The following is a 13,638-nucleotide window of genomic DNA, read 5'->3' on the forward strand; positions in this document are numbered from 1 at the left end:
TTCAGATGAAGACGCCTCCGTGGGAGCGCGTCTTTTTTTTGTTCTTTTTGGCTGTAGTAGTTATTTTCTCCTAGGACTTCTGGTACAATCTCATTAGCCAGTAAGTGAGCGATGATTCTAAGATGAGGTGTGTCATGAACGGGATATGGTCCAGCCAATTTTACCAAACGTTTCTACATAAATTTGCGCAGGATAAGAAGGAGTACAGGAAAGTCTTCTTATTGTTCGCTTATTTATTTTTTGTGGTGTCCGCATCCACGATCGGCAGAACAGCGGCGGATACGCTCTTTTTAAGCCGATTCGATAATTCCTATTTATCTTTGATGTATTTGCCGCAGGCCCTCGTCATGATTACGGCAGGGATCCTATTCCAGCGTTATTCCCCGAAGGTACGGTTGGACAGCCTCATGAAGGGCTTAATACCGCTTATCTCTGTGCTGGTGTTAATCTCGAGGCTCGGTGTAGGGCTTGAGCTGCGGTGGGTATTTCCAGTCATTTATATCGGGTACGACGTGTTCAACTTCCTGATGATCGTGTGTTTCTGGCAGTTCGCTACTTCCGTCATGGATCAAAGGAAAGCTAAGCAAATGATCGGTATTGTGGGGAGCGGCGGCATTACAGGCGGAATTCTCAGTGGTTTTGGGTTAAAAGCGCTCGTTCCGCTTGTAGGCACGGCGAACCTGATTTATTTCTATGCAGGATTGCAACTGCTCGGTTTAGTTGCCGTGTATTTGATATTGCGGATCACCAAAGACACGTTGGACAATAAGCCCGTACAGCCAAGGACAACTGCGTCCAAGCAGACGGTCCCACAGAAGGCGGGGCTTTTTGCCAGTGTGCCTCATTTGAAATATGTAGCTATTCTTTCAGCTGCGCTCGTCGTATCGCTTACCTTAATTGATTATCAGTTCAAGGTCATCCTAAGAGGCACTTTGCAAAATGAGGCTTTGGCTGGATTCATGGGGAGCTTTTACGGCTTCTCGGGGCTGATTGCTTTATTCGTGCAATTGTTTGTTTCCGGACGCATTTTGACGCGGTTTGGCGTAATGACAGCTCTGCTCATTTTCCCAATTGCGTTAATGGCGGGCAGCCTTGGGATTCTGATCCTACCCGTGCTGGCGATGGCTGTTATGGTGAAGGGCAGCGATAAGGTGATTGGGGACACGCTCTATTCGTCCGTCAGTCAGCTGGTGATGTTCCCTGTTCCTCCAGAGTGGCGCGGTAAAGCCAAAGGCTTCCTGGATGGCATTGTTCGAAATGGGGCTAAGGGCTTGGCGGCGATCTGTTTGCTCGTCGTGACACGATTTCTAGCGCCTGAGCAGCTGAGTTATTTGATTGTGTCACTGCTTGCTGTGGGGATCTTGGCAGGGGTCAAAGTGAAAAAAGCCTATTTAAGCACATTGCTGGCCAACCTCAAAAAAGGAGGAGACGATCGAGAGAAGATCGAGCTCAACCTGATGGATGCCGTAAGCCGGCAAATCTTGATTGATGCGCTCTCCGGCACGGATAAGCAGCAGGCGTTATATGCCTTTGGCCTTTTGCGTGAGATGGATACGTTTGATCTTACCCCTCATGTGAACGGGCTGCTGCATCATTCGATTCCCGAAATGGTCATAGAAGCTTTGATTTATGTGGAGCAAAAGGTGCCTGAAGGCTTTGAAGCTGATCTGCAATCCTTAGTGGCGGAAGGCGATAATCAGGTGAAGGCGAAAGCGCTGCTGGCGTTAGCTGCCTATGCCAAAGAGGCGTATATCGATGAGATTACGAGACATCTGGATGCTCCTTCCATCGACGTTCAAGCGGCAGCTATTGCTGGGTTGGTCAAATATTATAGCATTGAAGGCATGTTTCGAGCCGTAGGCAAGCTCAAGGAAATGATGGAGAGCGGAGAAGAAGAAGAACGGATCGCGATGGCTGCTTTGTTCGGGCAAATTCGTGTGAAAAATTTCTATAAGCCGTTGATTTCTCTTTTGCATGATCACAGTCCGCAGGTTCGAATTCGAGCGCTGGAGTCGGCAGCTATTCTTCATGTTCCCCCACTGCTTGCCCCCATTATTGCTATGCTAAAAGATAGCCAAACCCGCCGCTACGCGATTAGTGCGCTGGCGGCTTACGATGAGGAAGATGTGCTGCCTCCGTTGATGTCTTATTTGGATCAAAAAGAAGTTGGTCTGCATGTACCGGCCGTATTCGAGCGGTTCGCTACACAATCAGCTTTTGACCGATTATTCGCTTATTATGAAACAGCCTCCTATGACATGAGGGATCGGATTGTGGAATCACTGCTGCGGATGCAGCGAAGAGAGCCATTCGTGGATAGCAAGAAGGCAGAAGCTTATATTGTTCAGGAGCTGCATTTGTATGGACAGTTTGCTGAGCATGGCTCATGCCTGGTTGGGGTGGAAGGCTATGCGGATATTGCCGATATCGTTAACGAAATTCGAGCCGCGATCAGTCGGCGCATTTTTCAATTGCTGTCTCTTATCCATGATGAGATGACGATGCAGGCTGTATTCTTGGATTGGTCTGAGGGAGATACAAGGCAGCAGGCGAATGCGGAAGAAGTGATTGACCAAACGCTGCAGGGAACCCTTCGTACGGAAATGACCAAGCTAATGGCAGCTTCGCGTAAAATGATGCGGAGTTCGGCGGCGAATGCTCAAATAGAGGCACATCTGAGTTGGCTGTCTGCGCAAGGAGATGACTGGCTCACCCAATCGATTCAGCATCTTATTCTACAAAGATTCGAGGCTTCGCAGGATAACGAGCTGGCGGATCTGATGCACCGTGTGAAATTGCTTCGTCACGTTTCGTTGTTCCATGGCATGACTAGCAAGGACTTGTCTGAGATCGCTCAGCGACTGCATAAGATGGACGTACCCAAGGGAACGATCATCATTCAGGAAGGGGATCCTGGGGATTCCTTGATGTTGATGGGAGATGGACGTGCTAGTGTGCACCGCAGCGGTCAGTTGCTCGGAGAACTGAAGCGTGGGGATTGCTTCGGAGAGATGGCCATCTTGACGCAAGGCCCGCGGACCGCCTCCATTCGAGCGGAGGAAGACAGTCTTTTATGGCGATTGGATTCATCTGTTTTCTACGACATGATGTTCGATCAAACGAGCATTGCCGTTGAAATGATGAAGCTGCTCTCTCGCCGGCTTCGCTCCGAATTGGAGCGTGGGCAGGCAACTGGTAAGTCCGAGTCGGCGCCTAAACTTGCGGAAGCAGCAGTTGGCTATGAGCAGTTGGCGGCCAAATCGACGGAAGATCTGACGAAGGACGAAGTTCTATTACGGCGCATACTGGTGCTGCAAAAGATTGATTTGTTTGTTCATCTTGCTCCTGATGACTTCTTGTGGCTGGCGCAAATGGTCGATGAAGTCGCCTTTGCCCCTGGGGAGACGATATGCCGAGCCGGCGACTTCGGAGACACTATGTATGGGATCATCGAAGGCAGTATTCGCGTTCATCGCGGAAGCGAGGAATATGCGGTTCTTCAGGAAGGTTCATTCTTTGGGGAGATGGCGATTATCGATAGCGGGCCGCGCTCGGCAGACTGTACAGCGAAGGAAGCCACCTTGCTGCTCCAATTGAACCGGGATCAGGTCATGACTTTCTGTTTCCAGAACATTGATGTCCTGCGAAGTATGATGCGGGTCATCGCGGATCGGCTAAGAGGAATGATTTAAGGGTTTCCCTTGGCTCGCGGAGTCAGAAACCTGCGAAAGTGCAGGCTTTATCCAGAAAATCATACGAAAAACGAAAATTCCTGCAATTGTGCAGGAATTTTTAGCTTTTCCATCCTAAAATTCGGAAAAGGCCTCAAAAGCCTGCAGAATCGCAGGAATTTCATCGTTTAGGTGATTTCGGGGATGAAAAGGATGCATAATCGCAGGTTTTATCAAAAGCACTAAAAATGAAAAAAAGAGCTTTCCTCAAGTTTTTCTACTTGTAGGAAAGCTCTTTTTTCACATCGCGTAGACACTTTTAATAATAATTTCAGGCAGTTCGGCGCATTGGGCTTGGTATTGTTCAGGAGAGATGCTGCCGCTGTATAGTCGTTCGTTGAGGAGTTCAGTTAGCTCAGCCAATTGAAGGGCAATGACCTTCTGGACATCGACATGATTAGCTCTTGCCATCTCAGCCAGAGATTGTCCCTCATATTGGGCTTTGTAGATGTCCTCCTCGGAGGATACGCCCAGCACTTGCAGCAGATCTTCTTTTATAGGTGTAGTTGTTTGTGTGTTTTCTATTGAATTTGCCTGTACCGCGTCGTTCCATGTTGTTCCACCCATGCTTAGGGTGATGGCCACTGTGCTGACCATAAGCATTTGTTTCGTGTTCATTGTATCCTCTTTTCTACAGGTTAAACGATTTGTCATCCTTCAAAGGGCTCGTGAGTTAGTATATTCGAGTGGATGCCAAGTGGTATGGGACGATGTACCTTAATAACCAATTTGGATGTTTTTGAATCATCTGGTACGAAAGTCTACCATGTCCCCCTGCGAAGGTGGCACATATAAATTACTCCAAAGGACGAAGTCGCGAATCGTATAGCGAGATACAATAGGTTTGTAAGCAAGCGCAGAACAAGAAGGAGGCAGGACAACCCAATGAATCGCTTGAAACGCAAAGTCATCATCGTTTCATTGAGCCTATCGACTTGCCTTGTGATGGGTACGGCGTATGCCTACTCCGATGCGAGTGCGCCATTGCAGAACTGGTACAAAGCTCGCACCCAACAGGGGATGAGTGAGATCAACATCAAAGCCCTACAAGAATGGGCCGAAGCCGCTCAATCCTTGGAAGCATCGGCGAAAGAGAAGGTCTCCGTGTCCAATGTTCATCTAACTAAGATCGCGGATGACACGAGTCAACAAACAATCGATCGCATAGATAAAGCTAACCAAATCTATGTGAGTCAAATGGAGCTTGCAGCCAATGAACTTGTAAAAACGGGCGCTGCTGATTTTGACAAGTACGTGAGTACTTCGAAAAGGAACCATGATCGTGAAATTGATCAGTTGGCTCAGGAGACAATTGCAGAGCTGACGTCGAAGCTGGGTAAGTAGTCAGTCATTGTGAGTTATGGGTTCACCTATCGTGAACACAATTAAACCAATAAAACCATATAAGGGAGATTGATTAAAGATGAAAGCATTGAAAAGCAAATTAGCAATTGGTGTTATTGCAACAGGTTTAGTAGCAGGTATGGGTACAGCTTTCGCAGCAACTGACGCTGGCGGACAACTTCAAGGCTGGTACAACACAGCAACAGCTGCAACAAAAGCATTAGTAGCCGGAGATGTTGCAGGTTTCGTAGCTGCAAACAAAGACAAACTTGTTTCTGATTACAAAGCTATCAACAACACTGCAGTTAACAATGTGAAAACAGCGGGTACAACTGAAACAGGTCGTGTACAAGGTGCTATCAATGGTCAAGTAAGTGCTTACTCCACGGCAATTGACGGTAAAAACACAAGCATCAAAAACGGCATGGCAGGCGAGTACGATAAAGTGGTTAGTGATGCTAACTCTTTGAACAATAAAGCGGTTGATGTAGCTGGTCTTATTGGCGCAGCTGATATTTACAGCGATGTTACGGCTCAAGGAAAGTCTTCCCTGAACAGCTTGAATGCTGCTGTAGCTACAACACAAGCTCAAGCAGCTACGACTTTAACTGCAAAAATCGAAGCAACTAAAGCAGAATTGAACGCTTTGCTTGCTGCTGAAAGAACAGCAGCTTCCCAAGAAATCAAAGATAACATCGCTGCCAAAGTAGCTGAGAAATTAGCTGATCTTCAAGCGCTTGCGAATGCTTTGGAAGCTTCCAACAAGAAAAGCATCTCCGATAAAGGTGTTGCCCTTGAGACTACTGGCAAAGCAGCTCTTGAAAACATCGTTCTTGACGGATTCAAAAAATAAGAAGTAAAACAGGCCCCGGCAACGGGGCCTCCATCTTACTTCATTCTGACTACATTCACTAGAAAAGGAGGAATCACGATGATCACTAGAAATGAAAAACAAGGCAAGGTGAAATCCAAACGGATTGTCGCAGCTGGAATTGTTTCTTTAACGGTTATTCTTACGGCATCAGCCGGGGTTTCCTATGCGGATATTGATATTGCCGGTACGATGGCTTCTTGGTTTAATAAGAAAACGGAGCAAGTGGTCCAGAATCTTGACCAGTCCATGAAGTTAGAGACGGATGCGCAGAAGGAAGTGTTGAAGAAAGAGTTGCAGCTTCGACTCGAAGCATCAGCCAGGAATCTGGAAGCTTTCACAGAGGAGCAGAAGCGGGTCCACATTCAAGCACTTGCGCAATATGCGCAAAAGTTACTCGCACAAACGGATATCAGAACGGAGCAAGATCGTCAGCAGATTATGAACAAGCTTCAATCCATTACGGATAGTGCCAAAGGTGCGATGGATGCATTGGCAGGCAGTTATGTACCGCCTGTATTGGTATTCTCTCCGGCTCCGCCTGTCATAGTGCCTCCGGCGGTAGTAGTGCCAACAGTGCCCCCGGCGGTAGTAGTGCCAACGGTGCCCCCGGCAGTAGTAGTGCCGACAGTGCCTGTAGAGAATCCAGCGCCAGCACCTGTGCCGTCGACTCCGCAGCAGCCCACAGTCACGGATGATGTCTACGGACAGCACCCGCAAGCTTCAACTATAGTGAATGCAACCTACAAACAATAACAATCTTACATTTTAAGCTGCTGAGGTGGGAAGTCTATCATGATCGAATTGAATCCGGAAGTAAGTCGATCCGTTGTTAAGAATAAAAATGGATTTTGGGGTTGGGTGAAATTTATTTTACTCTTAACTCTGGCCTTTATATTGATTAACAATGTAATTGGGCTTACGAGAGTTTCAGGTAACTCCATGTATCCCAGCCTTCAAAACGGCAATGTGCTGCTGATGAATAAGTTATCCTTATTCTTTACTACTCCCAAATATGGCGATGTCGTTGTCATTAAGGATGAGCGTCTGGAATTTAGCATTATTAAGCGTGTTATTGCTGTTCAAGGAGATCGGATTCTTATCCGGGACGGTGTTATCTATGTGAATGAAACACCGCTGCCTGAACTATACACAGCCGGTAAATCGGAAGATATGGCGGTTCAAACAGTTCCAGCCGGTTCCCTATTCGTCATAGGAGACAATAGGACCTTAGGTGAAAGCAAAGACAGCAGGGATCCCTCATTAGGTCCTGTTCATATCAAGGATGTGAAAGGGTACGCGGAATTCTCGTTGCTTCCTATGCATCGTATTCCAGAGCCGCTTGACCTATAAAAACAAAAGATCCGGCGGGTTATCCCGGCGGATCTTTCTTGTAAGCTGTTTATCGCTGCATTTCGAATTGTACGAGCCCTTTGGACAGTGCATATAAAGCTGCTTGCGTACGATCGGCTAGCTCCAGCTTCGCTAGAACCTGGCTGACATGTTTTTTGACAGTGAATTCCGTAATGTAAAGAGCGCTTGCGATTTCTTTGTTGGAGCGTCCTTTGCCAAGGGACATCAGAACCTCAAGCTCTTTGGGGGTTAATTCGGATAGATCCTGTTCTTCTTTACCTGCTTTATCGTTCATCATGGACCCCATTAAGACGGGATCGTAGTATTTGCGGCCCCGAGCAACAACTTCTACCGCATATAATAAATCTTCAGGGAAAGCTTCCTTCAAGCAGATTCCTTCAATTTGCATCGATTGTGCCAATTGAAGTTCATTTCGCGTGACCGATGAGGTTAATATCATATATTTACACGTATGCCCCGCCCGACGAGCCTGTTGAATGAAATCCAAACCATTCTCATTCCCCAAATTTAAATCTACGAGTACAAGATCCGGCTGCATCTGGTCCAGAAGTCCAAGGGCTTCCCTCGAATTAGCGGCTTCTCCGATAACATCCATGGATTGACCGGATGAAACAACCGTGCAAATTCCTTTGCGAACAAGAGGATGGTCATCAAGAATAATCATAGTAATCAAGCGGCTTCCCTCCAAAAGAGATCCAATCTATGTTATACTGGAAATAATAGTTCCAAATACCTAATACTATATGCCTATGCTAGTTTCTGATGTTCATTGTATAACAAAACAGACAGAAAAACCATTAAGAATACATTAAGTTTAGGAGCAGTTAAGCATGGCTTTACAGAATAAAACAGGCTTATATTTATTTTTGGGCAGCAGATGGGTTCTGCTGTTAATTGGCATGTTGGTCTATACCCAAGCCAGCGGAGTTTCACCGGGGCTATTGTTGATAGCGGTGCTTTTTCAAACGATATATAGTCTCGTACATTTGGACAAAATGCGCAGAAAGGTTGCTTTCCTAGCGGTTGCAGCGGATTTATGCTTCGGTTTTGGCATGCTTTGGCTGACCGGCGGACTGTCGAGTCCCTTCTTATTCTATAGCTTTACGGGTCTTGGGATGATCAAACGATTTGTGACCTGGAAGCCGTATTATCTGATTTCACTGGGGTATGTGATTGTGCTTCCCACAGTTTTTGCTTTGACTTCGAACAGCTCTATTTATAGTTATGTGCTGGCTCATTTTGCCTATGGTTTTGTCATTTTTGCATTTTTTTGTGTGGTAGGACTTGTGCACTATACTCTGCAAAACTTGCACAAGCAGTACCGCAAATTTGTGATGATTTACTCCTCGCAGCATAAGGGGGTCAACCCCTTTAAACAAAGAACGATTTATCAAGTGGAAGAATTGCTCAAGAAGGTTTTGGATGACCGCGAAGTTATTCTTTGCTTGGAGAGTACTGGTCCTTACGAGAAGATTCAAAGCTGGAAGCATACCTATTTTACAAACTATATGAAACAAAATACGCCCTCCAGCCCGAGGCTTTTTACGAGCCTGCCATTTCCGACGGGTGAAGTTGTGCCTCTGTATATCCAAACCCTCGTCGATCGTAATGGCAAGGTATACGGCTGGCTGCTCGTCAAAGCAGAGAAACAGGAACTGTCTATTTTGCACAAAATGTACATGCAATTCATTCTTGTGAAGCTGGAAGCTTTTCATTTTACCAATGAGGAATTGCAGGATGCGGAAGAAACGGCTGTAGCGATAGAGCGCAATACGATTGCTCAGAACATTCATGATGGCATTACCCAGGAGCTGTTCTTCATCTCGATACAGTTGTTTCAATTAAAAAATGCGCTTCCCTCCGAGGCGCGCGAGGCCCTACTGCCCTATGTGACCGATATCGAGAAGAAGGTGAAAGAAAGTCACCGGGATATTCGCCAGTTCATTATCGAGCTTAAGGATGAGAAGCGTAAATTCAATCTCCATCATGCTATTGAGAAGCTCCTTTATCGGGTTACGGAGCATACCGAGGTGAAGCCGAAGTTCGAGAACATCGGTTGGGTGGCACATGAACAGCTGGATATTGAAGAGGCGATCTATCATTTGGTCGAAGAAGCAGCGAACAATGTCATTAAGCATGCGCGTGCCAAACATATTCATGTGAAAATTGAAGTGACCAGCGTCCAATGGACAATTATGGTGAAGGATGATGGGGTAGGAATGAAAAGCTCATCTATGGCTCAGGAGGGAAGATTCGGACTTGGCGGCATGGAGAAGCGAATTAAAGCTTTGAATGGGGCCCTGTCTTTTCATTCTGAGACGGCTGTGGGAACAACCGTTACCGCCTACATCCCGCGTGAAAGGAGCATAGCCTATGTATAAAGTAGTGATCGCTGATGACCGTTCAATTGTTAGAGAAGGACTACATATTTTACTTCAAAGCTGTGGCGATTATACAGTCGCCGGAGAGGCAGCGGACGGGAACGAAGCGATCGCACAGTCGCTGGCTTTGGCGCCGGATCTGCTTCTGACGGATTTGAAAATGCCCGGAACATCGATTATTGAAGGGGCTAGGTCGTTAAAGGATACCTATCCGGCAATGAAGATAATAATCTTAACCGCATTTGACGAGAGCGAAGATATTTATCGCGCTATCAAAGCTGGGGTAGATGGTTACTTAATGAAAGATACGAGCCCAGAGGTCATTCTATCTACGATCGAAGATGTGATGAAAGGGGCTACTTGTTTTCAGCCCAAAGAGAACAGCTATGATGAGCCTGTATTAAGGAGGGCTCTGCTATGAAATATGTGCAACGAATCTCCGGGCAGCCTGCCGATCAGCTGATGATGGCTATGATTGGGAGCATGGCTTTTATATGTGCATTAAGCGGCTTTTTCTATGTGTTGATAAGCGGGAATGCGGAATCCAAGCTGTATACGATGACTTCGCTGACCGTTTCTCTTTTTTCGTGGGGGATGTACGGAATTCAGAAAAGTATACCCAAGGACAGTCCTTATTCGAAGCTCATTACTCCTGCGCTGATTTTCCTGGTCGTTGTTGTGATAACGCTATACAATCCGATGGCTTTGCAGCAGATGTGGGTGGCATTGATCTTTTTCCCCATTATGCTCAGTTTGCTCGTAGATTATCGCATGTATTTGTATGGCATCTTAATATTTATCGTATACTTCTCTATCTTTCATATATTTGGTCCTACGGTGAACAACGAAGGGTTGTCTCCGATCATCATGGCGACGACCAAAGCCGTATATGCCCTGGGCACGATGATTCTGGGAGGCATTATTAGTGTGACCTTCCATCAGCACAAAAAGCGTGTGGAAGCTGCCGCTTTCCAGCAGCAGAAGCAGCAGGTCATTAATCTATTGCAATGTTTTATCCCCGTTGGAGAGCGGAAAACACAAACTTCCCGCAAAGAAATCGGAGAAATGAGCGCCTTATTGAAAGCGCTTGTGACGGAGTATGGTCGCGGGCTGCGCGTGCAGGAATGGGAGATCGACTTGTTGTCGCTACTGCATTTTGTAAGTCGGGTCAAGCTGCCGGATTATATGTTCGAAAAGGAAGGGAAGCTGTCGGAATTCGAGTTCGAAGTGGTGCAGGAGCATTGCTATATGGCGAAGGAATTATGCGAGGGCATCCCTGATTTTCTGGAGGTGGAGAAAGCTTTCCTCTATCATCATGAAAAGGTAGACGGTACCGGTTATCCGTATCAGTTATCGGGGAATCAGATTCCGCTCCTCTCGCAGATGCTTGGTCTCGTTGAAGTTTTCCTGGCCTTAACGACACCGCGGTCATACCGAGAAGAGATGTCGCAGCGCGAAGCGTATGTGGAGATTCAGAAGCTTGTCGGCAAGTCTTTTCGCGGAGATATTGTAGATGCATTTGGCAAAGTGATTGATTAGCAGGCGGGACATATCCAGTATTACCCTGCGGGGGACACTCCTTCTCTTCACATAATCAGCCTCTAAAATGTGGCATATTAGTAACAGTCTAGTTGGCTGTACCAAACCACAGAAGGCAAGGAGTGAATTTACACCCGTGTACTACATCCGTATCCTTACCGCCATGCTTGTTATGCTGCTCGGGCAGGCCAGCCTGGCATCTGCCGATGGCTCGTATCATTTTGGCTTTAAAAAAAGCATAAACGGACAACGCCCGTCCATTGATGAAGAAGGCTTCAAAGGCTTGCTGAAGCGGCATGAAGCGATCTTTACAGGCGACCTTGCGGTCAAAGAAATATACTTAACCTTCGATAATGGCTATGAGCAAGGGTATACCGGCAAGATTTTGGACGTTCTGAAGGATAAGCAGGTGCCTGCCATTTTCTTCGTCACAGGGCACTACATCAAAACCGAGCCAGAGCTGTTGAAGCGCATGGCGCAAGAAGGCCACCTGATCGGCAACCATTCTTGGAGTCATCCCGACATGAGTCAAATATCGGCAGACCGCATCAAAAAAGAGCTGGACCAGGTGAAAGAGGGCGTCAGCGCTGTAACAGGCCAAACGGAGATGCGCTACCTGCGCACGCCGCGGGGCATATTCAACGGCCAGTCCTTGACAGTCAGCCAGCAGCTTGGCTACACGAACGTATTCTGGTCCGTTGCGTATCGCGATTGGGAGCCCAAGCATCAGAAGGGCTGGGAATACGCGTACAAAAATGTGATGGCGCAGCTGCACCCCGGCGCGGTGATACTGCTGCATTCGGTATCCAAAGACAACACCGAGGCACTCGCCAAAATCATTGACGACGCCAGGAGTCAAGGCTATCAGTTCAAAAGTCTCGATGAGATGAAAACACACACGCCATAGAGTAAATAGGAATGCGGCCACTCTACAGCAAGAGACAATTGGGGCTAGAAAGTAGAAAAAGCTCATCCCATAATGGGGTGAGCTTTTGTGGTTATATGGAGATGAGAAGGAAATAGGGTACGCTATTTACGCGGAAAAGGTGGAATTTTGGCTGAAAAGGAACTGAGATACGCTATTTGCTCGGAAACATTCATTTTATCGGTGAAATGTACTTCTGTCAATAGCGTAGACACAAAATTAAGGAACAACCACGGCATTAGACAGCCTGATTTCTGTAGTAAATTTGTTCGAAATGATGAGCCGTCTCGTATCCTAGAGTAGAATGTGGTCGTAGTCGATTATAGTCAAACTCAATGTAAGCATAGAGTTCTCTCATGGCTTGTTTACGGGTCTTAAATTTTGTTTGGTACACAAATTCTTTTTTCAACGTGCTATGGAAGGACTCGATACAAGCGTTATCATAGCAATTTCCTTTACGGCTCATGCTGCCAATCATTTTGTACTCTTGTAACTTTGCGCGGTAGTCATGACTAGCGTATTGAGAGCCACGATCAGAGTGATGAATTAATCCTGGCTCAGGCTTGCGACGCTTATATGCCTTCTCTAGCGCGTCTAAAACGAGCTCCCTTGTCATTCGAGCTCCCATTGAAAATCCTACAATTCTGCGAGAGTACAAATCCATTACGCTTGCCAAATACAACCAGCCCTCGCCCGTCTGGATGTAAGTGATATCCGTTACCCAAGCTTTATTCGGCGCTAGCACAGTAAACTGACGATTTAACACATTTTCGAACACAGGCAAGTCATGTTTAGAATTCGTCGTAGCCGTTACTTTCCTTACGGTTATTGACTTCAATCCCATTTCCTTCATACGCCGACTGACCGTTTTGGAAGAAACCGCAGTCCCATTTTTTCTTAATACGGCTGTAATCGTCGGACTTCCTGCGCGTTTTTTAAAGTGATTAAACAGTCTTCTTATCTTCCGATCTAGCGCTTTTAAGCGCTTTTCACGAGCACTAGGTTCCCTCTTAATCCATTTGTAATATCCGCTTCGTGAGACTTCTAAAACGGTGCACATCTTCTCGACCCGGTACTGGAAGCGGTGTTTATAAATAAACGAATAAATCAGCACGGGTCCTTTGTGAAGAAGTGCATCGCCTTTTTTAAAATCTCATTTTCCTCTTTTAATTCGAGGATGCTTTGCTCCAACTTCTTCATTCGTTCATAGTCTACAAACACCTGAGACTGAGATTCTACAGTTCTACTGCCGTACTGTTTAATCCACCGACTTAGGGTACTTTTAGGAATATTTAATTCCTTAGAAATTTCAATTGGTCTCTTATTAGCAGACTCCATGTGTTCAACTGTCTTGCGTTTAAATTCCTCATCATAACTTTCACGTTGTGATCCCATGCCACACCTCGACCTTATTTAATATCTATATTATAAAGGTTGTTCCTTAAGGTGTGTCTACGAAATAGTCTAACTTCA

11 protein-coding genes and 1 pseudogene are annotated in these 13,638 nt (G+C 46.4%); 9 read left to right on the forward strand and 3 right to left on the reverse strand.

Annotation, left to right across the window (positions count from 1 at the left end):
• Positions 1-134 precede the first annotated feature (134 nt).
• Positions 135-3,692 carry an Npt1/Npt2 family nucleotide transporter gene (locus tag BC351_RS34355; protein ID WP_158082328.1) on the forward strand — a complete coding sequence of 1,186 codons (3,558 nt, stop codon included), beginning with the start codon at positions 135-137 and terminating at the stop codon, positions 3,690-3,692.
• A gap of 279 nt (positions 3,693-3,971) precedes the next feature.
• Here BC351_RS34355 and BC351_RS34360 read toward each other — a convergent pair whose 3' ends face one another.
• A complete protein-coding gene (locus tag BC351_RS34360) occupies positions 3,972-4,349 on the reverse strand; it encodes a hypothetical protein (RefSeq protein ID WP_079419591.1) in 378 nt (125 codons plus the stop codon).
• Positions 4,350-4,616: 267 nt separating this feature from the next.
• Here BC351_RS34360 and BC351_RS34365 point away from each other — a divergent pair, with 267 nt between their 5' ends.
• The 4 genes from BC351_RS34365 (at position 4,617) to lepB (ending at position 7,299) form a co-directional block, all read left to right on the forward strand.
• Entirely contained in the window at positions 4,617-5,075 is a 459-nt protein-coding gene (locus tag BC351_RS34365) for a hypothetical protein (RefSeq protein WP_079419593.1), read from the forward strand.
• A 79-nt stretch (positions 5,076-5,154) separates the two neighbouring features.
• Positions 5,155-5,928, forward strand: coding sequence for a hypothetical protein (locus tag BC351_RS34370; RefSeq protein ID WP_079419595.1), 774 nt, complete (start codon positions 5,155-5,157; stop codon positions 5,926-5,928).
• 78 nt (positions 5,929-6,006) lie between these two features.
• Positions 6,007-6,702: a hypothetical protein gene (locus BC351_RS34375; protein ID WP_079419597.1), complete on the forward strand. Its 696-nt coding sequence runs from the start codon at positions 6,007-6,009 to the stop codon at positions 6,700-6,702.
• A gap of 39 nt (positions 6,703-6,741) precedes the next feature.
• Positions 6,742-7,299, forward strand: coding sequence for a signal peptidase I (lepB, locus tag BC351_RS34380; protein WP_079419599.1), 558 nt, complete (start codon positions 6,742-6,744; stop codon positions 7,297-7,299).
• A 49-nt stretch (positions 7,300-7,348) separates the two neighbouring features.
• On the opposite strand, the gene BC351_RS34385 is transcribed toward lepB, so the two are convergent.
• A complete protein-coding gene (locus BC351_RS34385) occupies positions 7,349-7,984 on the reverse strand; it encodes a response regulator (RefSeq protein WP_341866040.1) in 636 nt (211 codons plus the stop codon).
• A 166-nt stretch (positions 7,985-8,150) separates the two neighbouring features.
• On the opposite strand from BC351_RS34385, the gene BC351_RS34390 reads away from it, so the two are divergent.
• The 4 genes from BC351_RS34390 to pdaA all read left to right on the forward strand — a co-directional run bounded on the left by BC351_RS34390 (position 8,151) and on the right by pdaA (position 12,147).
• Positions 8,151-9,701, forward strand: coding sequence for a sensor histidine kinase (locus tag BC351_RS34390; protein WP_079419601.1), 1,551 nt, complete (start codon positions 8,151-8,153; stop codon positions 9,699-9,701).
• The gene (locus tag BC351_RS34395) at positions 9,694-10,122 is read left to right on the forward strand and encodes a response regulator (RefSeq protein WP_079419603.1); all 429 of its coding nucleotides are present in this window, start codon (positions 9,694-9,696) and stop codon (positions 10,120-10,122) included. Before BC351_RS34390 ends, BC351_RS34395 begins: the two co-directional genes overlap by 8 nt.
• Positions 10,119-11,240 (forward strand): HD-GYP domain-containing protein, encoded by a 1,122-nt coding sequence (locus tag BC351_RS34400; RefSeq protein WP_079419605.1) that lies wholly within the window; start codon positions 10,119-10,121, stop codon positions 11,238-11,240. The genes BC351_RS34395 and BC351_RS34400 overlap by 4 nt, the downstream gene beginning before the upstream one ends.
• Positions 11,241-11,403: 163 nt before the next feature.
• Entirely contained in the window at positions 11,404-12,147 is a 744-nt protein-coding gene (gene pdaA, locus BC351_RS34405; protein ID WP_144028617.1) for a delta-lactam-biosynthetic de-N-acetylase, read from the forward strand.
• Positions 12,148-12,403: 256 nt separating this feature from the next.
• On the opposite strand, the pseudogene BC351_RS34410 reads toward pdaA, so the two are convergent.
• Positions 12,404-13,560 (reverse strand): annotated as a pseudogene (locus BC351_RS34410) (IS3 family transposase).
• Positions 13,561-13,638: the final 78 nt, after the last annotated feature.

It is taken from the genome of Paenibacillus ferrarius (assembly GCF_002027705.1).
In the GTDB taxonomy this organism is placed as follows: domain Bacteria; phylum Bacillota; class Bacilli; order Paenibacillales; family NBRC-103111; genus Paenibacillus_E; species Paenibacillus_E ferrarius.

Coding starts and splice junctions, on each gene's coding strand:
- lepB (WP_079419599.1), top strand. CDS start 6,742: ATGATCGAATTGAATCCGGAAGTAAGTCGATCCGTTGTTAAGAATAAA.
- BC351_RS34355 (WP_158082328.1), top strand. CDS start 135: ATGAACGGGATATGGTCCAGCCAATTTTACCAAACGTTTCTACATAAA.
- BC351_RS34385 (WP_341866040.1), bottom strand. CDS start 7,984: ATGATTATTCTTGATGACCATCCTCTTGTTCGCAAAGGAATTTGCACG.
- BC351_RS34370 (WP_079419595.1), top strand. CDS start 5,155: ATGAAAGCATTGAAAAGCAAATTAGCAATTGGTGTTATTGCAACAGGT.
- BC351_RS34390 (WP_079419601.1), top strand. CDS start 8,151: ATGGCTTTACAGAATAAAACAGGCTTATATTTATTTTTGGGCAGCAGA.
- BC351_RS34360 (WP_079419591.1), bottom strand. CDS start 4,349: ATGAACACGAAACAAATGCTTATGGTCAGCACAGTGGCCATCACCCTA.
- pdaA (WP_144028617.1), top strand. CDS start 11,404: ATGCTTGTTATGCTGCTCGGGCAGGCCAGCCTGGCATCTGCCGATGGC.
- BC351_RS34400 (WP_079419605.1), top strand. CDS start 10,119: ATGAAATATGTGCAACGAATCTCCGGGCAGCCTGCCGATCAGCTGATG.
- BC351_RS34375 (WP_079419597.1), top strand. CDS start 6,007: ATGATCACTAGAAATGAAAAACAAGGCAAGGTGAAATCCAAACGGATT.
- BC351_RS34365 (WP_079419593.1), top strand. CDS start 4,617: ATGAATCGCTTGAAACGCAAAGTCATCATCGTTTCATTGAGCCTATCG.
- BC351_RS34395 (WP_079419603.1), top strand. CDS start 9,694: ATGTATAAAGTAGTGATCGCTGATGACCGTTCAATTGTTAGAGAAGGA.